The sequence below is a fragment of the Mesorhizobium sp. M1273 genome (assembly GCF_040318195.1).
GTDB lineage: Bacteria > Pseudomonadota > Alphaproteobacteria > Rhizobiales > Rhizobiaceae > Mesorhizobium.
In genome coordinates, this window is the sequence record NZ_JAMYLV010000003.1 from 23,916 (window position 1) to 45,940 (window position 22,025).

Genomic DNA, 22,025 nt, shown 5'->3' on the forward strand with positions numbered 1-22,025 from the left:
CCCCTAGATAAATTGCACCTGGACGATCTCGTAGCCCCTGGCGCCGCCCGGTGCGTTGACCTCGATGGCGTCGCCGACTTCCTTGCCGATCAGGGCGCGGGCGATCGGCGAGGAGATCGAGATGCGGCCGGATTTCACGTCCGCTTCCTGGTCGCCGACAATCTGGTAGGTCTTTTTCTCCTCGGTATCCTCGTCGACCAGCACCACGGTGGCGCCGAACTTGACCTTGTCGCCGCTAAGCTTGGTGACGTCGATCACCTCGGCCCGCGCGATCAGGTCCTCGAGTTCGTTGACCCGGCCCTCATTGAGGCTCTGTGCCTCTTTTGCCGCGTGATATTCGGCATTTTCGGAGAGGTCGCCATGCGAGCGCGCTTCGGAAATCGCCTCGATGATACGCGGCCGCTCCTGTTGCTGGCGCCAGCGCAGTTCTTCCTTCAATGACGCGAACCCCTCGCCTGTCATCGGGACCTTGTTCATAATGCCTGACCTTTCCTGCCGCCGCCCCCGCAATCGGGAGCGACCTTGTCGATGGTACAAAAAGAAAACGGTCCGGCAGCCTCGGGCTAACGGAACCGTCTCACCACAATTTCGCAAGATATAGCAATCTTCGCGGGTTTTTCACGTCCAAAAAGTCGGTTTTTGAAAAATCATCCACCGATTGCACGGCTGACCCCATGTCAAGCGGGGGTTTCCAAGATCGTATCGTGTACCGTGATGCCAAATCTCGGTTGTGGCCAACATGTGCAGCACAGCAAAAAACCGGCTGCGATCGCTCACAGCCGGTTATGAGCAGCGTTCCGGAGGATCAGCTCCTCATGAAATGATCGATCTGCTCCGACAGCATACCGTATTCGCGAGATCCCTTGCCCGTGCGCTTCTCGATTTCGCGGAGCTGTTCCTGGGCGCCAGCAAGATCGCCGATCTGCAGGTGCGCCTCGCCGAGATATTCGCGCACCAGCGTGTAGTTCGGGTCGATGCGCAGCGCTTCCTCGTAATAGCCGAGGCCGACGGTGACGCGGCCGGAATGGCGGTGCGAATAGCCGAGATAGTTGAGGATGCGCGGGTCCTGCTTGTTGGCGGCGAGGCTGAGCACGGCGATCGCCTCGTCGTAGCGTCCATCCATCGCCAGCGCGCGACCGGCATCATAGATGCTGTCGTCATCCAACATGCCTTGCTTCGGCGAGACACATTTCTTCTGCTTCTTGTCCCAGGCCTGCCCCTTCTTGCACTGGCTCTGGCCGCCGCCGCCATTGCCGCCGCCGCCGCCACCACCTCCCCCGCCTTCACCAGCCGAAAACGCCGGAGCCGCAATCAGCGGCAGGGCGGCAATGGCCATGGCGTAAATCAGCAATCGTCTGCGCATTACACTCTCCTTTGAACCTGACAATGCAACACTAACGCCGGGCCGAAGCCGTTTCGTCCCCGGAAAATGCCATCCTATCTCAAAACCGCGATCTCTCCCAGCAAGGCCATCTTATCCCGGGAAGAGAGGGCATCGGAAATCATGCTCACGATCAACGCCGCCGCGCAAGATAACGTGACGAGCGCTGCAAATCCGCTATCATCGGGCCGACCGAGCACGAAGCAGGGAGACGGCCGGTGCAGCAACGCGTTGAACGAGACTGGGAGCTTTCGATCGGTCCCGACACCGTGCGCCTGTTCATCCTGAAGGCGAAGGCGCTCAGCGCCGCCGTCAACGAAGACTATGCCGACGGCGCCGAGCACGAGGTAGAGCTCGACGGCAACGCGCACGACAACCACCATCATGACGGCCTTGCCGAGGAAAGCTCCGAAGATCTCACCGAAGAAGAATTGCGCGAGCTGATCGACGATCTCAATGTCGACGAAGCGGCCGAACTGATTGCGTTGGCCTGGGTCGGCCGCGGCGACTATGACGCGACGGAATGGACGGACGCGCTGTCCGCCGCCCGCGAGCGCGCCAACAAGCGCACGGCAAAATATCTGCTCGGCATGCCGCTGCTGGCGGACTGGCTCGAGGAAGGCCTGGAAGCGATCGGCGCGTGACGGCGCGGTTACCGATTGTGATCGCCTCGAACCTTCGTCCAAGGCAACTTCCCTGCATCCTGGCCGTTGCGAGCTGATGGCGGCGTTCGGGTTTTCCAGATTGTGCAGACTGATGCTCGCCGTTGCGATGGCGTCGCTGCTGGCGGGACCTGCATTACCCAAGGCGCCCGAACTACCGCAAACCGCACCGGTTCCCCAGCTCAACCGGGAAGCCACATCGCCATCGCCAACCGAGATCCCGGTCCCCGAACCACGCCCCGCTCCGGAGGCTGAGCGGCCCAAAAACGGTCAGCCTCAAAACGATCAGCCCCAAAATGGCCAGTCCAAGACCGAGCAGCCGGAGCCACCGGCGATCGCACCGCAGCCGCCTGAAAAGCCGGCGCAGGCCGAGCCGCCGGCAAACCCATCGGTCGCGCCACCAAACCCGGCCGAGGCAGACGAGAAGGCCGAGCAAAAAATCCTTCCAGATCCTCGATCGGTCGCCATTGCCGGGAAAGAAATGCCGCCGGAGGAGTTGGCCTGCCGCAGGCGGCTGAAGTCGATGGGCGTCGATTTCGAGGAGCGCAAGCCCGAGCATGATACGGCGGTCGGTTGCTCGATCCCCTACCCGATCGTGCTGAAGACGCTCGGCAAATCCATCGCCATCGGCCCGGACCCAGAGCTCAATTGCCAGATGGCGGAAGCGGCCGCCCGCTTTGCTGCTTCGGTCATTCAGCCTGCCGCAAAGGCCGAGTTCGGCATGGATGTCAAATCGATCGGCCAGGCCTCCGCCTTCGTCTGCCGGCCGCGCCACGCCGGCGGCAAACTGTCGGAGCACGCCTTCGGCAACGCGCTCGACATCGCCAGCTTCACGCTTTCCGACGGCAAAGAGATCGATGTCGGGCCAACGCCGCCGGAAAAGGACGCGAAATTCCTGAACGCAGTGCGCAAGGCGGCCTGCGGACCGTTCAAGACCGTGCTTGGTCCCGGCAGCGATGCCGATCATTCGCTGCATCTCCATTTCGATCTCGAGCCGCGCCGCAATGGCGGCACGTTTTGCCAATGACGCCGGCCGCCGGTAATGGGCGCCGCAATTTGGCCGCAGGCGTGAACAGCGCCGCTGATTTTTCCTTTACTCTTCAGGTTTAGAGTCTGTGCCATCTGGGGACAGGAACCCTTCCGATGGCCGGGCTATTTCGCGCTGCGCTTGCCGCTGCGCGGCACACAGAATGCGCGCGCATAGCCGGCAGGCTTGCCGCCCTGCTTGCCGTGGCGGCGGTCTCGGCCTGCAATACCGGCAGCGTGCTGTCGCTGCAGCCGGCCGTCGATATCGGCAGCCAGACCGCTGCCGTCCCGCCCAATTCCGACCCGCAATATTCCGACCCGCAATATTCCGGCGCGCAAGATTCCGGGCCGCAATATTCGGGTATGCAGCGTCTCGTCCCGTCCAACCCCTATATGACCGCCGCCTATCCGCGCCTGGACAACCCGATGTCGCCGGCCGAACAGATGCCGGCCACAGAGATCGATTGCCGCAAGGAATTGAAACGCCTCGGCGTCGTCTACACCGATGTTGCGCCGATCCATGAAGGCCAGTGCGGCATCGACTATCCGGTCAAGGTCTCGGCCATCGGCAGCGTCGAGATGAAGCCGGCCGCGACGCTGACCTGCGACATGGCCGCCAGCTTTGCCGGCTGGACCAGGAACGAACTCGTGCCGTCGGCCCGCTGGCGCTATTTCTCAGGCGTCAAGACCATCCACCAGGGCTCGAGCTATTCCTGCCGCAGGATTGCCGGCGAAGGTGTTTTGTCGGAACACGGCAAGGGCAATGCGCTCGACGTGATGAGCATCGAGCTTAACAATGGCGACGACATCGACGTCCGCAAGCCCGGCCTGTTCGCCTTCCGCACGCGCGGCTTCCTCAACAATGTGCGCGCCGACGGCTGCCAGTATTTCACCACCGTGCTCGGCCCCGGCTATAACTACGACCACCGCAACCATTTCCATTTCGACATCAAGAACCGCAAGAACGGCTATCGCGCCTGCCGCTGATTGCAGCCCCTGCCCAAGACTTGCTGCGCCGGTTAAGATGGTGCGCAGACGCTTGGGTGGTGCCTCTTGAGCCAACGGAGCCTTCGACGACGTGCAACGACCTGGCTGGTGGCATGCTGTGCCGCCTATCTTTCGCTCGCCTATTTCGCCGCGCCTGAGTTCTGGACGTTACGGGACCGCAATTTTCGCAATCAGCAATTCGAGATGGTGACGCACACGCCGCAAGGCATTCCGGGCGATCCGATCAATGTCGGCCTTGTCGGCACCAAGAAGGAGGTTGTCCATGCTTTTGCCGTCGCCGGCTGGGATACGGCAGACGCCATCACGCTGAAGACCGCGATCGAGATCGGCGAAAGCGTGCTGTTCAACCGCCCCTATCCCGACGCGCCGGTCAGCCGGCTTTTGTTCGAAGGCCGCGCCCAGGACCTAGCCTTCGAAAAGCCGGTCGGCGACAGCGCCGACCGGCGCCACCACGTCCGCTTCTGGCAGACCCATGCGACCGGAGACGACGGCCGGCCGCTCTGGCTCGGCTCGGCAAGCTTCGACCGGGGCGTCGGCCTCAGCCATGACACCGGCGCGATCACCCATCATATCGGCCCCGACGTCGACGCCGAGCGCGACGGGCTGATGCACGACCTCTCCGCCGCCGGCATGCTGATCTCGACCAGCGAGATACCAGGCGTCGGCGCCACGAAGACCGGGCGCAACGGCGAAGGCGATCCCTATTTCACCGACGGCAGGGCCATCATCGGGGTCCTGTTGCAACTGCCGTAGGCGCGCAATCGGCCTTCCCGTCTGACAGCCATTTCGTCCCGACGGGCTCAGGGCACGGTGATCACGATCTTGCCGAACGGTCCTGTCTCCAGACGCTCAAATGCCTGCGGCACCTCGTCGAAGCCAAACACCTTGTCGATCACCGGCTTGATCGCGAGCGTCTCGATCGCCTGGTTCATTCGCTCGAAAGCGCGGCGGTGGCCGATCGATATGCCTTGTACGACGATCCGGTTGCGTATGAACGGCAGGACCGGAAAATTGAGTTCCATGCTGCCGAGAAGGCCGATCACCGAAAGCCGGCCGTCGGCGCCCAGCGCGTTGAGCGAGCGTCGCGCATTGTCGCCGCCGACCATTTCCAGCACGTGGCTGACGCCGGCGCCGTTTGTCAGCTCACGCGCGGCCTCGTCCCATGCCGGCCGGCTGCGATAGTTTATCCCTTGCCAGGCGCCGAGCGCCTTCGCCCGTTCGAGCTTCTCGTCGCTGCTCGAGGTGACGATGGCGCGCAGGCCGAAGGCGGCGGCAAATTGCAGCGCAAACAGCGACACGCCGCCGGTGCCCTGGATGAGAACGGTTTCGCCCGGGATCGGCTTGGCCGCCTCGACCAGCGCGAACCACGCCGTCAGCGCCGCAATCGGCAGCGTCGATGCCTCGACGTCGCTGAGCGACGGCGGCGCCGCCACGGCGGCATCCTCATCAAAAAGCACATGCTCGGACAGCATGCCGGGCAGTGACGAACCAAGCGTATGCTTGTGCAGCACCGGCGGGGCGTCGCCGTCCGGCCAGTCGGCGATCACCTGGCCGAGCACGCGCTGCCCAATGCCGAAGCGGCTGACTTCGCTGCCTATGGCGACTACTTCGCCTACCGCGTCCGATGTCGGCACGAACGGAAAGCTGAGGTCCGGTATCAGCACGCCATCGACGATCATCCTGTCCTTGTAATTCAGCGATACCGCAGTGACGCGTACCAGAAGATCATGCGGCCCGGCTTGGGGCAGCTTTCCATCAGCCGGCTTCAACCTGGACAGGCCGAAACCGTTCATCTGCCAGGATCTGTTTTCGGTGCTCATTTGGTTCGCGCTCCGTGGTTGATGATTGCGCGAGACATTTACGCCGTTTCACTATGGAGAAAAGTGCTTCCATGTGGCATGTTCTGCAACAGATTAAGGAGCAAAACTCTACAATAGGGGCGCTTCATTGGAATCAGCCAATTTGCAAGGCATCGTCGCATTCGTTCACGCGGTGGAGGCCGGCAGCTTCACCGGCGCCGGCGCGCGGCTGCATGTCACCAAATCGGCGGTCGGCAAGTCGATCGCGCAGCTGGAACAGCGATTGGGCGTTCGCCTGCTCAACCGCACCACCCGTAGCCTCAGCCCGACCAGCGAGGGCCTGAGCTATTACGAAGCCTGCGTCAGGGCATTGGCCGAGATCGATGCCGCCCAGTCGCTGCTCGCTTCCCGCAAGCAGGTGCCTTCCGGCCGGCTTCGTGTCGACCTGCCTCTGGCCTTCGGCCGCCGGTGCGTCGCCCCAGTGCTGTTCGAGATTTCCAAAAGATATCCGGATCTGACGATGGAAATCTCCTTCAACGACCGGCGCGTCGACCTGATCGAGGAAGGCATCGACCTGACGGTGCGTATGGGCGACCTCGACGACAGCTTGTCGCTCGCCGCGCGCCGCATCTATGCCCAGCGTTCGGGCGTCTGCGCCGCCCCCGCCTATCTCGACGCCCATGGCAGGCCGCAATCGATCGAGGACCTGGCCAGGCACAGCCTCATCGGCTACGGCCGCGATGGCACGGTCCATCCCTGGACCGTCAGGCACGCCGACGGCCGTCTCGAAAAATTCGCGCCCAAGGCGCGGCTGGTGCTCGGTCACGGCGAACCGATGCTCGATGCGGTACTGGCCGGCTGCGGCATCGTCTATCTGCCGACATGGCTGACGGCCGACAGCATCAGGCGCGGCGAGCTCGAAATGGTTCTGTCGGACAGTCTTGTCGAAAACACCGTGGTGCATGCCATCTGGCCGGTAACACGCAATCTCGCGCCAAAGGTGCGCGTCGTCGTCGACGCCCTGATCGAGCATTTTGCCGCGCCGCCCTGGGATGTGGCAGGAGTGCCGCCTGATTGCCCGGCTCGCTAAATTTAAAAAGCGCGACCGTCCTATTTTCGAAAACAGCGCGGCAATGCTATGGACCCGGCATGCTTTATGCTGAAATTGCCATCGTGGTCGTCCTCATCTGCATTAACGGCCTTCTGTCGATGTCCGAGCTCGCCATCGTCTCGTCGCGGCCGGCGCGCCTCAAGACGATGATCGACCGCAACGTCAAGGGCGCCGGCCGGGCCCTGGCGCTCGGCGCCAATCCGGGAAAATTCCTGTCCTCGGTGCAGATCGGCATCACTTTGGTCGGCGTCTTGTCCGGTGCCTTTTCCGGCGCCACGCTCGGCGAGCGGCTGGCCACCTCCCTGGCGTCGGCCGGCATCCGCGAAAGCCTCGCCGATCCGCTCGGCGTCGGCATCGTCGTCGCCCTCATCACCTATGGCTCGCTGATCATCGGCGAACTGGTGCCCAAGCAGATCGCATTGCGCGACCCCGAACGGGTCGCCGTCAGGGTTGCCCCGGCAATGACCATCCTCGCCGGCGTCTCGGCGCCGCTGGTCTTCCTGCTCGATTTTTCCGGCCGCGCCCTCCTGTGGCTGCTTGGCCAGCGCGGTCAGAGCGAGGATAAGGTCACCGACGAGGAGATCAAGATGCTGGTCGCCGAAGCCGAGCACCACGGCACCATTGAATCCGACGAACGGCGGATGATCGCCGGCGTCATGCGGCTCGGCGACCGTGCCGTGCGCGCGGTGATGACGCCGCGCACCGAAGTCGACTGGATCAATCTGCAATCCGACGAGGCGGCCATCAGGAAGCTGCTGATGGACACCCAGCATTCGCGCCTGCCGGCCGGCGACGGCGGCGTCGACGCCATGATCGGCGTCGTCCAGACCCGCGACGTGCTGGCCGCAATGCTCGGCGGCCGCGCTCTCGACCCGCGCCGGCACGTGCGGGCTGCGCCGATCGTGCACGACCAGGCCGACGCGCTGGACGTGCTTGCGACGCTGAAGGAATCCGACGTGCCGATGGCGCTGGTGCATGACGAGTACGGCCATTTCGAAGGCATCGTCACCCCGGCCGACATTCTGGAAGCGATCACCGGCGTCTTCCGTTCGGATCTCGACGCCGGCGAAGAGGAAAACGCCGTCAAGCGCGAGGACGGCTCATGGCTGCTCGCCGGCTACATGCAGGCCGACGAGATGGCAGAGGTCCTCGGCATCGACCTGCCTGAGAGCCGCGATTATGAAACCGTCGCCGGCTATGTGCTGTCGCATTTGCACCATCTGCCGGCGACCGGCGAATGTGTCGACGCGCAAGGCTGGCGCTTCGAGGTCGTCGACCTCGACGGCCGCCGCATCGACAAGCTCATCGCCACCCGCCTGCCCGGCGGCCACCGCGAGGTCGTGCGCTAAGGATCGACGCTACTTATGGGCTATATGCTCGCGGCGACACCGCTCGCACAGTCAAAGTTGATTGGGAATACCGCCTATGGTCGACCACCTTTTCGCCGACCCATATCTCGCTGCCGTCTACGATGCCTGGCACCCGAGATCTGCGCGCGACGACTATGATTTCTACCTGCCCCGCATTCTAACAGCAGACGCGGTGCTTGATGTCGGATGTGGAACGGGCACCCTCCTTCACGAGGCACGCCTGGCCGGACATTCAGGGCGGCTCTGCGGCATCGACCCAGCACCCGGCGTGTTGAATCGCGCACGAACGCGCGCGGATATCGAATGGGTTCTCGGCGATCTCCAATCGGCCGGCTGGACAGCCGAATTTGATCTCATTGTGATGACGGGGCACGCATTCCAGGCCCTTGTCAGCGACGAAGACCTGAGGGATTTCATGGCGGCTGTCCGACACGCCCTTGTCCCAGGCGGATGCTTCGCGTTCGAAACGCGGAACCCTTCGGTGCGGGCGTGGGAGCACTGGACACCCGAAAATGCGGTCGTCGTTGAGCTGCCTGACGGGTCGCTGGTGCAGATCACAACAGAGGTGATCGTGCCGTTCGATGGACAGACGGTGACATTCACCCACAGGTTCGGCGGAAAGCATCCGAGCCTTCCGCAAGTTAGTCGCAGCACCTTGCGATTCCTCGAGACGGACGCCTTATCGAGCCTGCTGGGGAACGCGGGGCTACGGATCGAACAGCAATTCGGCGACTTTGACGGCAGCCCACTTGGCCCTTCGAGCCCAGAGATCATCACGTTCGCGGCCAGATGAAAAGGAGCATCCGCTCTCCAGCCCTGCAAGCAACGACAACTCGCGGCCCCATTGCGGACGTGGAGCCGTATTTTGCGGCGGCTGCGACGCAGAAATGAGACTGCCGACCGTCAGCCAGGTCAAGCTTGGCAATCGCAGGACTCAGCGATCAATCGATTGCCTCGATGCCTTGTGCCCTCAGCCGTTCGAGATGGTCCATCATCCAGAGTGCCGGTTAGATAGACCCAGGCTGCCTGCTTTCGCGCGCCGTAGTTGGCGCTGTGGCCGGCTTCGATCAGGTCTCCCGGTTTAAGGTCGGCCCGCGTGCCGTGGTAGAATTGGCGCGGCTGGTCGGAGGCTGTCATCGGCTCGCTACTCATCCTCGTCGTCCCAGGCATCATGGTGTCGTAGCGCGCACTATTTCATGCACGCCATCGAATCAAGCCTCCGGCCGCGCGGTTATCGGCCGTCCGCGCTCAGCGCTGCCGACACCCATTCCGGCCATACCGCCCGATGCGCGCTAGCGGTCGGCTGCCGGCGCGGTTATTATCGGCGCCTGCACCGTCGCTAAGGTGGAAAATGGATCTGCAAGCCTTCAGGGAATCGATTGCGAAACCACAGCCGCCAGCCGGCTTGAGCCCTGCCCTGCAGGCGCTGTGGTGGGATGCAAAGGGCGATTGGGCTAAGGCGCACGAGTGCGCGCAGCAGCGCGACGATACGGCGGGCATGCACGTGCACGCCTATCTCCACCGCAAGGAAGGCGACCAGTCGAATGCGGAATATTGGTATCGCCGCAGCAACGCGGCGCCGTCGACCTTAACGCTTGACGAGGAATGGCAAGAGTTGGCGCGTACACTTTTGCAGCAAAGCTGACGCTTGCTCAGTCATCGTAAAATAGCCGGTCCTGCATCCACTCTCCGGGGTTTCAGCTGGCGCCCTGTGGCTTGTCCCTGCCGTTCCATTCCGCATTGCGCGCCTGCGCCTCTTCGGCGATCAGCTTGAACTCCCGCATCTTCGCAGCTTCGATGGCGAATGCGCGGCTTGGCAGGACGCCAGGGTCCTCCTGACTGTTCTGAAACTGAAAACGGGCCTCCAGTTCGGCCCATATTCGCTCGGGTGCCGTATCCTTGCTGGCAAGCAGCGCAACAACCAGCGCCAGAGTCTCGCGCTGGGCGTTCAGCCGCCCTTCGATCTCTTCATTCGGCAATTCGGACATGCGGGTCGCTTCCAGTTTCTGGCTCAACGGCAAAATCGCACCCTTGTTCCGGAATCCAGCGACGGCACGTGAGCAATTCCGAAAACGCGAGCAACAGTTTTCCCGTTAACCGACAGGGTCCGACCGGGGCTGTGGTTCCGCATCGTCGACCCCTCCAGGTTGACAGCGCAGGCCCATCGATTTAAGTTCGCGTTAGTGGCCACTAACGCGAAACACTGGACAGCGCTTGGAGACTCGACGAGGCGCACGATATTCGAACTGTTGGTCGAACATCCTTGCTCGGTCAACGGACTTGCTCGTGTGCTGCCTGTAACCAGGCCGGCGGTCTCTCAGCACTTGAAAGTACTCAAGGATGCCGGGCTCGTGGCCGACGCGCGCTCAGGCAAGGAACGAATATACCGTATCGATCCGAACGGCCTGGCAAGTCTGCGCGCGGAAATCGATGAGTTCTGGAGCAAGACCCTGGCAGGTTACAAACTGGCCGTCGAGCATCCAAAGAAGGACCAGCCATGAGCAAGCATGCTGCAACCGCGCCCGTAAGGCATTTCGTCGTTGTCGAGGCACCTATCGCGCGTGCCTTCAAGGTCTTCACCGAGGATTTCGGGAAATTCAAACCTCGCGAGCACAATCTTCTTGCCGTGCCGATCACAGAGACCATCTTCGAACCCTGGGTCGGGGGCCACGTTTACGATCGCGGCGTGGACGGCAGCGAGTGCCACTGGGCTCGTGTGTTGGCTTACGATCCCCCCGGCCGGCTCGTTCTGAGCTGGGACATCAGTCCTCGGTGGCAGATTGAGAGCGACCTGAACAAAACCAGCGAATGGGAAGTCAGGTTCACGCCTGAGACGGAGAACCGGACCCGGGTCGAGATCGAGCACCGGAATCTCGAGCGCCATGGCGAAGGCTGGGAGGGCGTGCGCGTGGGGGTTGATAGCGATCAAGGCTGGCCGCTGTACCTGCGGCGGTTCCAGGGCCTTTTCCCCGGTGTGGCGGCCTGACCCGTCCGCGCCCTTGCGAGCATGACTCGCAAGCACCGTCTGGTCCACTGCGATTCCAGGGAGCGGAGACAACATGGAAGTCTATTGGTTAAGTCTTCTCGGCGTGCTCGCGCTCTGTTTGCTATCGGTAGTGTTGGCAGTCTACTCGGGTTCGTCCAGAGGTTTGCAGGAGCGCTGGCAGGACCGGTAGTCCCGGCAGACGACGACAACCGGCGCTATAGGATCGACCGGGTTCACATGAATTCGGTCGAGGCACTGGCGCCCTTGATCGTGCCCGCAGTGCCAGCGATGATGGTTGGTGTTGGAGCGGCCAGTTTGGCGACATTGGTCTAGACCCACCTGGCGATACGCCTCCTCCACCTGGGAATCTACCTGCGTGGTGGAAACGCCGCCAAGGGGGGTAGTGTCAGGACGATCTTGTACGTCTCTGGCGCGCTGCTCACGTTGGCCCTCATCGTTTTGACTGGATGGGCAGCACTCAACTGACGTTGGCGCCACTTCTTGAGGCTACAGTTCGCGAGACTCGGCGGCTGACGCTATGAAACCTTCTGATTTTTAACCCGTTATCGCCGGATGCCCGAGGCTAAATTTAAGCTGAAATCGGTTGACGGCGCCCGAACGCGCGATGCCGAGAAGTCGCGCCGCGAGAAACAATCGACTGTCGAAGTCGCGTCAGAGGTCGTCGGCGAGCCCGCGCCGCCGCCGGATGTCACCGAACCCGATCCTGAGCTGACACCTGAAGAGGCCGAGCGGGCGCGCAAGAGATACCTGCTTAAGCGCTTCTGGATCAGCGCGCGCGGTTACTGGAGCGGCAGTGGCGACAGGGTCGCCTGGCCGTTGACGATCGGGCTGTTGGTCCTGATCGTCGCCAATGTCGGCTTCCAGTATGGGATCAATGTCTGGAATCGCGCAATTTTCGACGCCATTGAGCAACGCAATGCCCACACCGTATATTGGCTGAGCGCCGTATTCCTGCCACTCGTGATCGGAAGCGCCAGCCTTGTGGTGGCACAAGTCTTCTTTCGCATGAGGATACAGCGCCGCTGGCGTTCCTGGCTCACCACCGCGGTCATCGCGCGCTGGCTCGCAAGCGGCCGCTACTATCAGCTGAACCTCGTCGGCGGCGATCACAGCAACCCCGAAGCCCGCATCGCCGAGGATTTGCGGATTGCCACCGAATCGCCCGTCGATTTCATCGCCGGTGTCATCGTCGCATTTCTGTCGGCCTCGACCTTCATCGTGGTGCTGTGGACGATCGGCGGCGCCCTGACCCTGACGATTGCAGGTTCGACCGTCACCATTCCCGGCTTCCTGGTCATCACCGCGGTGCTCTATTCCGCGATCACGTCCACTTCGATGGCGGTCATTGGCCGTCATTTCGTCCACCTCTCCGAGGAAAAAAATCAGGCGGAAGCCGAGTTCCGCTACACGCTGACGCGCGTGCGGGAAAACGGCGAGAGCATCGCATTGCTCGGCGGCGAGGAGGAGGAGCGCAGCGGCATGGACAAGACATTTGCCCATGTGCTCAGGCAATGGGCGCTCCTTGCAGGCCAGCACATGCGCACGGCGCTGGTGTCTCAGGGGTCGAGCCTGTTTGCGCCTGTCGTGCCGGTCTTGCTTTGCGCTCCAAAGTTCCTCGAAGGCAGCATGACACTTGGACAGGTCATGCAGGCTGCCTCGGCCTTTGCCATCGTGCAGGGCGCGTTCGGATGGCTGGTCGACAACTATCCCCGTCTCGCCGATTGGAACGCCTGTGCTCGACGCATCGCTTCGCTGATGATGTCGCTCGACGGGCTCGAGCGGGCGGAACAGAGCAACACGCTGGGACGCATAAAGCGCGGCGAGACCGGCGGCAATGCGATGCTCAGCCTGAACAATCTCTCCGTGTCGCTCGACGACGGCACCGCCGTGGTCAAGGAAACCGAGGTCGTGATCGAACCAGGCGAGCGGGTGCTCGTCGCCGGCGAATCCGGCTCGGGCAAGAGTACGCTGGTGCGGGCCGTCGCGGGTCTGTGGCCATGGGGTAGCGGCAGCGTCAACATCCGCGCCGACAGACGGTTGTTCATGTTGCCGCAACGGCCCTACATCCCGACCGGGACGCTTCGCCGCGCTGTCGCCTATCCAGGCGCCGCCGACAACTGGACGCTGGATAAGATCAAGGCTGCCCTCGACAAGGTGGGGCTCGACTACCTCAACGACCGGATCGAGGAGGACGCGCCATGGGACCAGACCTTGTCGGGTGGCGAAAAGCAGCGCCTCGCCTTCGCGCGTCTTCTGCTGCACCGCCCCGATATCATCGTGCTGGACGAGGCAACGTCGGCACTCGATGAGAAGAGCCAGGACAAGATGATGGAGATGATTATTCGCGAATTGCCGAAGGTCACCATCATAAGCGTAGCGCACCGCGCCGAGCTGGAGGCCTTCCACAGCCGCAAGATCACATTGGAGCGGCACAAGGGCGGCGCAAAACTTGTCAGCGATATCGAACTCGTCCCGCGCAAGGACAGACGGAACTTGCTCATGCGCCTTCTGAGGCAACGGCGCGCCAACGGAAAGCCAGCGCGACCTTGAGCAAAGCGGCGCTGCCCTACGCAAAGAGTGAGGCCGCCGGTCGGATCAGGCGGACCATCGCCGGTTCGAGTCACTGCCCGCATCTGGTCCTGAAAGCAGCAGTCGTGGTACCTTGATTCCGGGCAGCTGCTGCTGTCGGAACGTCGATGGCACGAGCGCATTTCCATGTCCGGTGCAACGCCGATGCAACCCGGGTTGATTTCAAAAGCCCAGATTGATTTCGAAAGCAAAGGGACCAGCAATGACAATCGCCAAGAACACGATCTGCCTTTGGTACGACAAGGACGCCGAGGCTGCGGCCCGCTTCTATTCCGAGATTTTTCCCGACAGTTCGGTGAAATCCGTCCACCGCGCTCCCAGCGACTACCCGTCCGGCAAGGCCGGCGACGTGCTGACGGTCGAGTTCACGGTCGTCGGCATCCCCTGTCTCGGCCTCAATGGCGGGCCCGCGTTTAAGCACAACGAAGCCTTCTCCTTCCAGATCGCCACCGACGATCAGCAGGAGACCGATCGCTATTGGAACGCCATCGTCGGCAATGGCGGCCAGGAAAGTGCCTGCGGCTGGTGCAAGGACAAATGGGGCATCTCCTGGCAAATCACGCCGCGCGTGCTGACCGAAGCGATGGCCGCCGGCGGCGATGAAGCAAAGCGCGCATTCGAGGCGATGATGGAGATGAAGAAAATCGACGTTGCAGCGATCGAGGCGGCGCGGCGCGGCTGACAGTTTCGGGTGGCCCGACGCGAAAAGATCAGGGCAGAGCGGCCGGAAATGCTGCCGGCCCATCATCTCCAGGCAGGCGTGCGATGGTGCTGAACTGCGCTGCGTTTTACGACGCCGAACTGCGACGGCACAACGAGGTCTTCAGGGCTGCGGTCAAGGTGGGAACGCGCGATCGCGTGCTCGATATCGGATGCGGTTCGGGACAATCCTCTCGTGATGCTGCCCGTGTCGCGGTGGAAGGCAGCGTGCTCGGCGTGGACGTATCGGCGCAGATGCTCGAGATCGCCCGGAAGTGTAGCGCGAAAGAGGGATTGCGAAACGTCGCCTTTGAGCGCGGCGATGCGCAATTGCTGGTATTTCCGCGCGCCGGTTTCGATCTGTGCATTAGTCGGTTTGGAGTGATGTTCTTTGCCGACCCCGCGGCGGCGTTCGCCAACATCGCCCGGGCGTTGCGACCAGGGGCACGTCTTGTGTGGATGGTATGGCAGTGCGAGGGCCGCAACGAGTGGGCGACTGCCATTCAGCGGGCGATTGCGCCGGGGACCGCCATATCGGGGGGCGCCGCCACCCCGTTTTCGCTTGGCGACCCCGCCATCACCGCGGAGATCTTGCGTGCATCCGGTTTCGTTTCGGTCGACTTTGCCGAAGTGCATGAGCCGGTCTTCTACGGCCAAGACATCGATGCGGCCTATGACGCTTTGCTTGGCCTGCAACTGGTCAAGGATCCGCTCGCCCGCGCGGATGTGGATGTCGACGCGGCGCTGCGGCAGTTGCGCGATCTGCTCGACGCGCATTTGACCGCGGACGGTGTGCTTTTCGACTCGCGTGCCTGGATCGTCACCGCGTTTCGGGCGAGCCGATAGTAACCACTCGATGTAGACGATCCTGTTCTCTCGGCCTTCCCGTCAGTCCATTTGCGGCGTGACTTCTGAAAGCAGCCAATCCCTGAAAGCCTTGACTTTGCGCTGACGGATCGCCTCCGGCGGGTAGACGAAATAGAAGCTGGAGGGGGATTTCAGGGCGTAGCCGAAGGGGCGGACAAGTCGCCCGGCGGCAAGGTCGGCCGCAACGAGCATGGTCCGGCCGAGCACCACCCCCTCGCCTTGTGCGGCCGACTCCATGGCAAAGGTGGCAGAGTCGAAGGTAATCCCGCTCTGCGGGTCCACGCCCTCGACCCCGGCGCTAGCCAGCCAGGTCGCCCAGTCGATCGGAAAGCTGTCACGGATCAGCGTGTGGTGTTTGAGGTCCTGAGGCGTGCGGAGCGGATGTGCACCCTCAAGAAGCTTTGGGCTGCACACTGGAAACACCTCCTCGCCGGTGAGGAACTCTGACGTGAGCCCCGGATAGTTTCCATTGCCATAACGGACGGCGACATCGATGCCGTCGCCGAGGAAGTTGGTCAGCTTCCCGCTCGTCGAAACCCGCACATCGATGTCGCCATGCGCACGGTGAAAGCGGTAGAGGCGTGGCACCAGCCATCTTCCCGCGAAGCCATCGGAGGTGCTGACGTTCAATGTCGAGCTCGAATAGCGGGCTGTTGCTGCAGCGGTGGCGGTGGCCAACTGGGCGAGCGCCTCGCGCACCGCCCGCGCATAGGGCTCGCCGACGGCTGTCAGACTCACCGAACGCGTACCGCGCTCGAACAGCTGCACACCGAGCTGATCCTCAAGATTCTTGATCGCCCGGCTGATCGCACCGTGGGTGACATGAAGTTCCTCTGCCGCCTTGGAGAAACTCAACAGGCGCGCCGCCGCTTCGAAGCTCGGCAAGGTGGTGAGGGGAGGCAGCTTCCGGGGCATGGACCGAGACCTATGTGTGAGCAATGCTCACACATTGTCGCCGATAAGTCGTTTGTCGTCCAGGCCGGAACACTGCATGTTTGCTCGCGTAGTCAGTCATTCACCGCCGCTTCAAAAGGCGATTTGATGTGACTGATACTCTCGCTGACAAAAGTCGCGGGGCAACTGCTGAAACCAAAACTGCCGCCACTCTGGGAGAGCACCATGAACGCCAAACGAGTTGAAGCCATCGTCGACGTCCTGACCGGCATGGCCGGCCGCATCCTCGCCTCGAGCAGCCGGCGCCGGACCGGGCGGCAGATTGCACGCTTCTCTACCCGCCGGCTCGAAGACCTCGGATTTGCCCGCGACTGGGACGGCTCGGTCTATCGGCCGTCGGACCACCGCTAGCCTGAACGAAAGCAACAGCGGACAGGCTCTTCGCAAAAGATCGCTGTCGCAAGGAATTAATGGAGAACGGACATGGCCACCATCCACCCATTCCTCTGGTTCAACACCGACGCGGAGCAAGCCCGCGATTTCTATCTCTCGGTCTTCAAGAACAGCAAAGCGCTCCAGACCATCGAATACACCGACTGGGTGTCCGGAACCAACAAGACGGTCCCGCATGCCACCTTCGATTTCGAGCTCGAAGGACTGCACCTTACAGCGCTCAACGCCGGGCCGCAGCCGCCTTTCAACGAGCGGCTCTCGCTCTACATCGAGACCAGGGACCAAGCCGAGACCGACTACTACTATGAGGCGCTCACCGCCGGCGGCGGCAGGGCACAACCCTGCGGCTGGCTCACCGACAGATACGGCGTCTACTGGCAGGTCATCCCGGAAATCCTGCCGCGGCTCGGTGCCGATCCGGACCGCGAAAAGGCCAACCGCGTCCGGCAGGCGATGTACGGGATGCGCAAGATCATCATCGCCGACCTCGAAGCCGCCTATGCCGGCAAGGCCTGACCCTCACCGCAATCGCAACGAACGGAGAACCCTCATGACATCGCTCGTGGACAGGAAAGTCATCGTCGTCGGCGGTAGTTCCGGCATCGGTCTCGGCGTCGCGGAAGCTGCTCTCAACGGCGGAGCGAAGGTCGTGATCGTCGGACGCTCGCCCGAGAAACTGCTGGCTGCCGAACGGACGCTCAATGCGGGCCGCGTGACCAGCGTGGTCGCCGACATGACCGACGAAGCGGACGTCGCTCGCCTGTTCAACGAGGTCGGTCCCTTCGATCACCTCGTATCGACCGCCGGAACACTGCCGCCCGGCGATCCCATCGGCAGTACCGACATGGAGGCTGTGCGAGGCTTCGTCGATAACAAGCTGATTGGCGCCGTCATGCTCTCCAAGCATGCTGTGCGCACCCTGAAAGCCGGCGGCTCGATGACCTTCACCTCGGGAATAAATAAGGATCGGCCGCCGGTGCCGGGAGGCTCGGTCGTCTCCGCGATTGCCGGTTCATTCAGCTACTTCGCCCGCGCCCTGGCGCTCGAACTGGCCCCGACGCGCGTCAATGTCGTGTCGCCCGGATGGGTCGACACACCGATGTGGGACATTGTTGGAGAAGCCAAATCCAGCTTCTTTGCCGACATGGCTGCCCGGTTGCCATCGAGAAAAATTCCGACCGCTGCGGATGTCGCCGCCGCCTACCTCTACCTCATGGAAAGCGACTTCACGACCGGCGAGACGATCCGCATCGATGGCGGCCATAACCTGATCTAGCCGCCATTTGCACGCCGCCTGGATGGGCTGAGCCGGCATGACTGCTAGACCGGTGCACTGCTGCCGAAGGCGACGAACGCCGGCGGGTCATGCCGGCGTCGCTCAATCGGGGTTTACATCGGCAGCCAGGTCCCTAGTTTTAGCGTTTCGCGCCGCGCACCTAAGTGCGTGGATGATCGAGGACGGGACCGTGAGCTTTGGCCGGCCCCTCGAAACTTTCAAAGGATGGCTATCATGACACAGGCCAAGAATGGCGACACCGTGCGCATCAATTACAATGGACGCCTGGCAGACGGCACTCAGTTCGATTCTTCCGGCAACGAACCGCTGCAATTCACGTTGGGTGAAGGACAAGTGATCGCCGGTCTCGAAACCCATGTCGAGGGTATGGAGGTGGGCGCGAAAAGCACCGTCACCATTCCCGCCGACGCCGCCTATGGCCCCCACCGCCCCGAAGCGGTCATGACCGTCGACCGCGCCCGCGTACCAGACAACATCAATGTCGATATCGGCGCTCGATTGCAGGTCAGAACCCCGGAAGGGCGCCCGATGCCGGTAACAGTCGTCGGCGTGGACGACACCAGCGTCAAGCTCGACGGCAATCATCCGTTGGCCGGGCGCGATCTGGTGTTCGACGTTGAACTGGTCGAGATCGTTCAGGCGGCGTAGGGCACGGCAAAGCGCGTGACGGCCATGATTTTCGGGTGACGCATTTCGACCGGCGGTTCCGGCGGTGCGTCACCTGTTCGGAGGCAAAGACCGCGACGGCGGAAATCGTGTAGCGTGCAGCAACCCATAGAGACATTCGGCATCTGGAATGTCCAATTCAGCGTCGCGGTCTCGAGGACCTGTGGAAGACCTCGCTTGACAGCCGACTTCCCGTGACCGCAAAGTCCCGTGATGCGGGCGATTGGCTGGAATAGAATTGCGCGTGTCGGGGCAATCGTGCTGATGATTGGCACAAATGTTCCTGCGCCGGCACGTTCCGACTCGCTCCTTCTCACAAGCCCGTCCCAGCCAGCCAATGTCGGCGATGCGATGCTGGCGGCTGCCAATTATCATGATTCCGGCGACTATGACCGCGACCTGGCCACTGTGGCGAAGCAGGCAGGCGACTGGGTCATCAAACGCGCAATGGAGGTGCCTCGCCCCGCACTGGTGCTCGATATCGACGAGACGGCTTTGGCCAACTGGGAAGTGATCACACGTGACAATTTCGGCCGCCCTATCGGCGGCGCCTGCGACATCGCAATCGACGGTCCCTGTGGCTGGGCCGCCTGGGATCAGCTTGCGAAGGATCCGGCGATCGACCCGGTGCTGGAGGTTTTCCGGCAGGCGCGAACGGCGAAAGTCGCGGTGTTCTTCATCACCGGACGTCCGGAGGACCAGCGTCAGGCAACCGAACAGAACCTGCAGTCGGCCGGCTATGTCGGCTACGAGCACCTTTACATGGTCCAGCCTGGGGCCAAATACGGCTCCGCCGCAGATTTCAAGGCACCCATAAGGGCCGAAATCGAAAAGGCCGGCTACACGATAATTGCCAATGTCGGTGACCAGCCATCCGACCTGTTCGGTGGGCATGCCGAGAAGCTGTTCCTGCTGCCTAATCCGTTCTACCGGGTTCGCTGACGGCCGGAACGGCACAAGCCCGGATCCTCGGCTCCTTGCCGAGCACCTACTAAGGTATCAAGACGACTTTGCCGGTCGCGCCGCGCTCGTCCAGCAGGCGATGTGCGTGGCTGGCCTGGTCGAGCGGGAAGCGGCCACCTTTGGTCACCACAAGCTGACCACCAGCGGCCAGATCGAACAGCTCCAAAAGGCCGTCACGGAGCCCGTCCGTAGACAGCAACGGCAGCAGGGCAAAACCCTTCAGCGACTGGTTGCGGCCGATCATCGCCTCCATCTCCGGGGCGCCGAGCGCGTATCTGCCGAGTGCTGCAAACACCAACTCTCCGCGAGGTGCCAGAGCCTCCAGCGCAACCGCCGTCAGCGGGCCGCCGACAATGTCGTAGATGATGTCAACGCCGGCGCCGTCTGTCGCCGCCCGGACGTGCACCGGCCAATCCGTGTTGCTGTAGTCGACGGCAGCATCGGCTCCCAGCGACAAAGCAAGGTCGAGCTTGGCCTTGCTGCCGGCTGCCGCGATGACACGGCCTGCGCCGGCGCGCTTGGCAAGCTGGACGAGCAACGAACCGACGCCGCCCGCGGCAGCGGCGACCAGCACCGATCTGCCGGCGGGCGGGCTTTGCCGCGATAGATACAATGCCGTCAGTCCTTGCACCATCAATGCCGTCGCGTTTTCGAACGAGAGCGAATCCGGCAAGGGCACGGCCAGGCTTGCGTCGATCGTCACATACTCGGCATAGCCGCCAAACGGGCGGCTCGAGGCGAACAACGGCGCGGCGACGCGCGTGCCGAGCAAGGAAGCGTCCACCCCCTGCCCAAGCGCCTCCACGATCCCGGCGGCCTCGACGCCAGGGATCATCGGCAGTTGCGGCGTCACCGCATAGCGATCCGCGCGCATCAGCACTTCGAAGAAATTCACCCCGGCCGCATGAACGCGGACCAGGACCTCGCCGGCTTGCGGCTCAGGCTTCGGCACCGTGACTATGTCGAGAACGTCGGGCCCGCCGAAGCGGCTCAGTTGAATGGCTCTCATCGCATGCACCGATAGCTGTTGGCATCGGCCGCTGTTTGCCACTATCTGCCTGGCTTCGACTACACACCAATTTGTCCGCTGCTGACCGGGAGGTGACCATGGCCAAGCCGATCAAGAGACTGCCGATGCTGCCGGCGGAGCGCGCGCTGAAAGTGATTTCGGGGCGCTGGAAGGCGATCATCCTGTACCATCTCTTCGACGCGCCCCGGCGGCTGTCGGCGCTGCAGGCGCTGATGCCCGATATCACCCAGAAAGTGCTGATCCAGCAGCTTCGCGAAATGGAAGAGCACGGCCTCGTCCGCCGCGAGATCTTTGCCGAGATACCTTCGCGCGTCGAATATTCGGCGACGCGGCTCGGCCTCAGCCTCGAACCGATCCTGCTGGCACTTTGCCAGTGGGGCCAGCATCACGCCGACGAGCTGAATGAGATGGACCGCCTTGCCGATTGCATCATCAGACCACGGCAAGCGCAGGACGCCCATGCCGTGTAAACAAAAGGGGCGGCGCATGCGCCGCCCCAATGCTTGGGAGAATTAATCCTTGGGAGGACTGTTCGAACCTGTGCTCAGGCCGCCTTGACTTCCTCGGCGACGGCATCGGCCTGACGCGCCGTCTTCAGCACCCTGGCCCACCATGCAATGTCGTTGACCAGCGCGGTTGCCGCCTGGTTGAGGTGCTCGAACTCATCGAGCTTCTTGTCGCCTTGCTTGACCGCAAGGAAATCGGCCCAGGAGATGTGTACGGCGGACTTCACCGGCGCCATCTGCAACTCGACCGCATGCAGCCTCAGCTGCTCGACCGCGCGCGCGCCACCGACGCTGCCATAGCCGACGAAGCCGGCCGGCTTCTTGTTCCACTCGTTGGCGGCGTAGTCGATGGCGTTCTTCAGCACGGCCGTCGGGCCATGATTGTATTCGGCGGCGGTGAAGATGAAGCCGTCGAATCCGGCGACCTTCTTTTGCCAGCGCTGCGCCACTTCGTTCTGCGACGGCGCCCAGGCGGAGGATGCGACCTCATCGAAGAACGGCAGCGGGAAATCGCGCAGGTCGACGACTTCGACGTCGATGTCGGCGTGCGACTTGGCGATCTTGGCAATCCATTCGGCCGGGACGTCGGCAAAGCGCGCGGCGCGGGTCGAACCAATGACGATGGCAATTTTGGGTTTTGACATAGAGGGGCTCTCCTTACAGGAATACTGGTATCGTTTAGATACCTGAGCTATAT

Annotated in this window: 27 protein-coding genes; 19 read left to right on the top strand and 8 right to left on the bottom strand. The window is 62.7% G+C overall.

Annotated elements, in window-relative coordinates:
- Positions 1-3: 3 nt before the first annotated feature.
- Complete coding sequence (greA, locus tag NKH30_RS04385; protein ID WP_023719113.1) at positions 4-477, bottom strand: transcription elongation factor GreA; 474 nt, start codon at positions 475-477, stop codon at positions 4-6.
- 328 nt (positions 478-805) lie between these two features.
- Complete coding sequence (locus NKH30_RS04390) at positions 806-1,363, bottom strand: tetratricopeptide repeat protein (protein WP_352541060.1); 558 nt, start codon at positions 1,361-1,363, stop codon at positions 806-808.
- Positions 1,364-1,599: 236 nt separating this feature from the next.
- On the opposite strand from NKH30_RS04390, the gene NKH30_RS04395 reads away from it, so the two are divergent.
- From NKH30_RS04395 to NKH30_RS04410, 4 genes are all read left to right on the top strand, one after another.
- Entirely contained in the window at positions 1,600-2,025 is a 426-nt protein-coding gene (locus NKH30_RS04395; RefSeq protein WP_023678354.1) for a DUF3775 domain-containing protein, read from the top strand.
- Positions 2,026-2,137: 112 nt separating this feature from the next.
- Positions 2,138-3,070, top strand: coding sequence for an extensin-like domain-containing protein (locus tag NKH30_RS04400; protein WP_352541058.1), 933 nt, complete (start codon positions 2,138-2,140; stop codon positions 3,068-3,070).
- Positions 3,071-3,186: 116 nt separating this feature from the next.
- A complete protein-coding gene (locus tag NKH30_RS04405) occupies positions 3,187-4,056 on the top strand; it encodes an extensin-like domain-containing protein (RefSeq protein ID WP_352541057.1) in 870 nt (289 codons plus the stop codon).
- A gap of 66 nt (positions 4,057-4,122) precedes the next feature.
- The gene (locus NKH30_RS04410; protein WP_352541056.1) at positions 4,123-4,830 is read left to right on the top strand and encodes an LssY C-terminal domain-containing protein; all 708 of its coding nucleotides are present in this window, start codon (positions 4,123-4,125) and stop codon (positions 4,828-4,830) included.
- A 47-nt stretch (positions 4,831-4,877) separates the two neighbouring features.
- Here the strand turns inward: NKH30_RS04410 and NKH30_RS04415 are convergent, their stop codons facing one another.
- A complete protein-coding gene (locus NKH30_RS04415; RefSeq protein ID WP_352541055.1) occupies positions 4,878-5,897 on the bottom strand; it encodes a zinc-dependent alcohol dehydrogenase family protein in 1,020 nt (339 codons plus the stop codon).
- Positions 5,898-6,024: 127 nt separating this feature from the next.
- Between NKH30_RS04415 and NKH30_RS04420 the strand changes: the two genes are divergently transcribed.
- The 3 genes from NKH30_RS04420 to NKH30_RS04430 all read left to right on the top strand — a co-directional run bounded on the left by NKH30_RS04420 (position 6,025) and on the right by NKH30_RS04430 (position 9,150).
- Positions 6,025-6,966: a LysR family transcriptional regulator gene (locus NKH30_RS04420; RefSeq protein WP_352541054.1), complete on the top strand. Its 942-nt coding sequence runs from the start codon at positions 6,025-6,027 to the stop codon at positions 6,964-6,966.
- 59 nt (positions 6,967-7,025) lie between these two features.
- Positions 7,026-8,336, top strand: coding sequence for a hemolysin family protein (locus NKH30_RS04425; RefSeq protein ID WP_352541053.1), 1,311 nt, complete (start codon positions 7,026-7,028; stop codon positions 8,334-8,336).
- A 76-nt stretch (positions 8,337-8,412) separates the two neighbouring features.
- Positions 8,413-9,150, top strand: a complete 738-nt coding sequence (locus NKH30_RS04430; RefSeq protein ID WP_352994373.1) for a class I SAM-dependent DNA methyltransferase — start codon at positions 8,413-8,415, stop codon at positions 9,148-9,150.
- 119 nt (positions 9,151-9,269) lie between these two features.
- Here NKH30_RS04430 and NKH30_RS04435 read toward each other — a convergent pair whose 3' ends face one another.
- Positions 9,270-9,530, bottom strand: coding sequence for an NAD(+)--rifampin ADP-ribosyltransferase (locus tag NKH30_RS04435; protein WP_352994376.1), 261 nt, complete (start codon positions 9,528-9,530; stop codon positions 9,270-9,272).
- Between the two features lie 178 nt (positions 9,531-9,708).
- Between NKH30_RS04435 and NKH30_RS04440 the strand changes: the two genes are divergently transcribed.
- Positions 9,709-10,002: a hypothetical protein gene (locus NKH30_RS04440; protein WP_352541050.1), complete on the top strand. Its 294-nt coding sequence runs from the start codon at positions 9,709-9,711 to the stop codon at positions 10,000-10,002.
- A 52-nt stretch (positions 10,003-10,054) separates the two neighbouring features.
- Here NKH30_RS04440 and NKH30_RS04445 read toward each other — a convergent pair whose 3' ends face one another.
- The gene (locus NKH30_RS04445) at positions 10,055-10,345 is read right to left on the bottom strand and encodes a hypothetical protein (RefSeq protein ID WP_352450454.1); all 291 of its coding nucleotides are present in this window, start codon (positions 10,343-10,345) and stop codon (positions 10,055-10,057) included.
- 195 nt (positions 10,346-10,540) lie between these two features.
- Between NKH30_RS04445 and NKH30_RS04450 the strand changes: the two genes are divergently transcribed.
- From NKH30_RS04450 to NKH30_RS04470, 5 genes are all read left to right on the top strand, one after another.
- Positions 10,541-10,858: an ArsR/SmtB family transcription factor gene (locus NKH30_RS04450; protein WP_352541104.1), complete on the top strand. Its 318-nt coding sequence runs from the start codon at positions 10,541-10,543 to the stop codon at positions 10,856-10,858.
- A complete protein-coding gene (locus NKH30_RS04455) occupies positions 10,855-11,343 on the top strand; it encodes an SRPBCC family protein (protein WP_352541049.1) in 489 nt (162 codons plus the stop codon). The genes NKH30_RS04450 and NKH30_RS04455 overlap by 4 nt, the downstream gene beginning before the upstream one ends.
- Positions 11,344-11,916: 573 nt before the next feature.
- Positions 11,917-13,914 carry an ABC transporter ATP-binding protein/permease gene (locus NKH30_RS04460; RefSeq protein WP_352541048.1) on the top strand — a complete coding sequence of 666 codons (1,998 nt, stop codon included), beginning with the start codon at positions 11,917-11,919 and terminating at the stop codon, positions 13,912-13,914.
- Between the two features lie 247 nt (positions 13,915-14,161).
- Positions 14,162-14,635, top strand: coding sequence for a VOC family protein (locus NKH30_RS04465; protein ID WP_352541103.1), 474 nt, complete (start codon positions 14,162-14,164; stop codon positions 14,633-14,635).
- A gap of 83 nt (positions 14,636-14,718) precedes the next feature.
- The gene (locus NKH30_RS04470; RefSeq protein ID WP_352541047.1) at positions 14,719-15,498 is read left to right on the top strand and encodes a class I SAM-dependent methyltransferase; all 780 of its coding nucleotides are present in this window, start codon (positions 14,719-14,721) and stop codon (positions 15,496-15,498) included.
- A gap of 42 nt (positions 15,499-15,540) precedes the next feature.
- Here NKH30_RS04470 and gcvA read toward each other — a convergent pair whose 3' ends face one another.
- Positions 15,541-16,434: a transcriptional regulator GcvA gene (gene gcvA / locus NKH30_RS04475; protein ID WP_352541046.1), complete on the bottom strand. Its 894-nt coding sequence runs from the start codon at positions 16,432-16,434 to the stop codon at positions 15,541-15,543.
- 204 nt (positions 16,435-16,638) lie between these two features.
- Between gcvA and NKH30_RS04480 the strand changes: the two genes are divergently transcribed.
- The 5 genes from NKH30_RS04480 to NKH30_RS04500 all read left to right on the top strand — a co-directional run bounded on the left by NKH30_RS04480 (position 16,639) and on the right by NKH30_RS04500 (position 19,771).
- The gene (locus NKH30_RS04480) at positions 16,639-16,824 is read left to right on the top strand and encodes a DUF1127 domain-containing protein (protein ID WP_352541045.1); all 186 of its coding nucleotides are present in this window, start codon (positions 16,639-16,641) and stop codon (positions 16,822-16,824) included.
- A 72-nt stretch (positions 16,825-16,896) separates the two neighbouring features.
- Positions 16,897-17,382: a VOC family protein gene (locus NKH30_RS04485; protein WP_352683522.1), complete on the top strand. Its 486-nt coding sequence runs from the start codon at positions 16,897-16,899 to the stop codon at positions 17,380-17,382.
- Positions 17,383-17,416: 34 nt separating this feature from the next.
- Entirely contained in the window at positions 17,417-18,142 is a 726-nt protein-coding gene (locus NKH30_RS04490; protein ID WP_352541043.1) for an SDR family oxidoreductase, read from the top strand.
- Between the two features lie 234 nt (positions 18,143-18,376).
- Positions 18,377-18,811 (top strand): FKBP-type peptidyl-prolyl cis-trans isomerase, encoded by a 435-nt coding sequence (locus NKH30_RS04495; RefSeq protein ID WP_352450461.1) that lies wholly within the window; start codon positions 18,377-18,379, stop codon positions 18,809-18,811.
- A gap of 369 nt (positions 18,812-19,180) precedes the next feature.
- Positions 19,181-19,771: an HAD family acid phosphatase gene (locus NKH30_RS04500; protein ID WP_352994380.1), complete on the top strand. Its 591-nt coding sequence runs from the start codon at positions 19,181-19,183 to the stop codon at positions 19,769-19,771.
- Positions 19,772-19,820: 49 nt separating this feature from the next.
- On the opposite strand, the gene NKH30_RS04505 is transcribed toward NKH30_RS04500, so the two are convergent.
- Entirely contained in the window at positions 19,821-20,801 is a 981-nt protein-coding gene (locus tag NKH30_RS04505; RefSeq protein WP_352994382.1) for a quinone oxidoreductase family protein, read from the bottom strand.
- A gap of 98 nt (positions 20,802-20,899) precedes the next feature.
- Between NKH30_RS04505 and NKH30_RS04510 the strand changes: the two genes are divergently transcribed.
- A complete protein-coding gene (locus NKH30_RS04510) occupies positions 20,900-21,292 on the top strand; it encodes a winged helix-turn-helix transcriptional regulator (protein WP_352994385.1) in 393 nt (130 codons plus the stop codon).
- Positions 21,293-21,366: 74 nt separating this feature from the next.
- Here the strand turns inward: NKH30_RS04510 and NKH30_RS04515 are convergent, their stop codons facing one another.
- Positions 21,367-21,972, bottom strand: a complete 606-nt coding sequence (locus NKH30_RS04515) for an NADPH-dependent FMN reductase (RefSeq protein ID WP_352469781.1) — start codon at positions 21,970-21,972, stop codon at positions 21,367-21,369.
- Between the last annotated feature and the right edge of the window lie 53 nt (positions 21,973-22,025).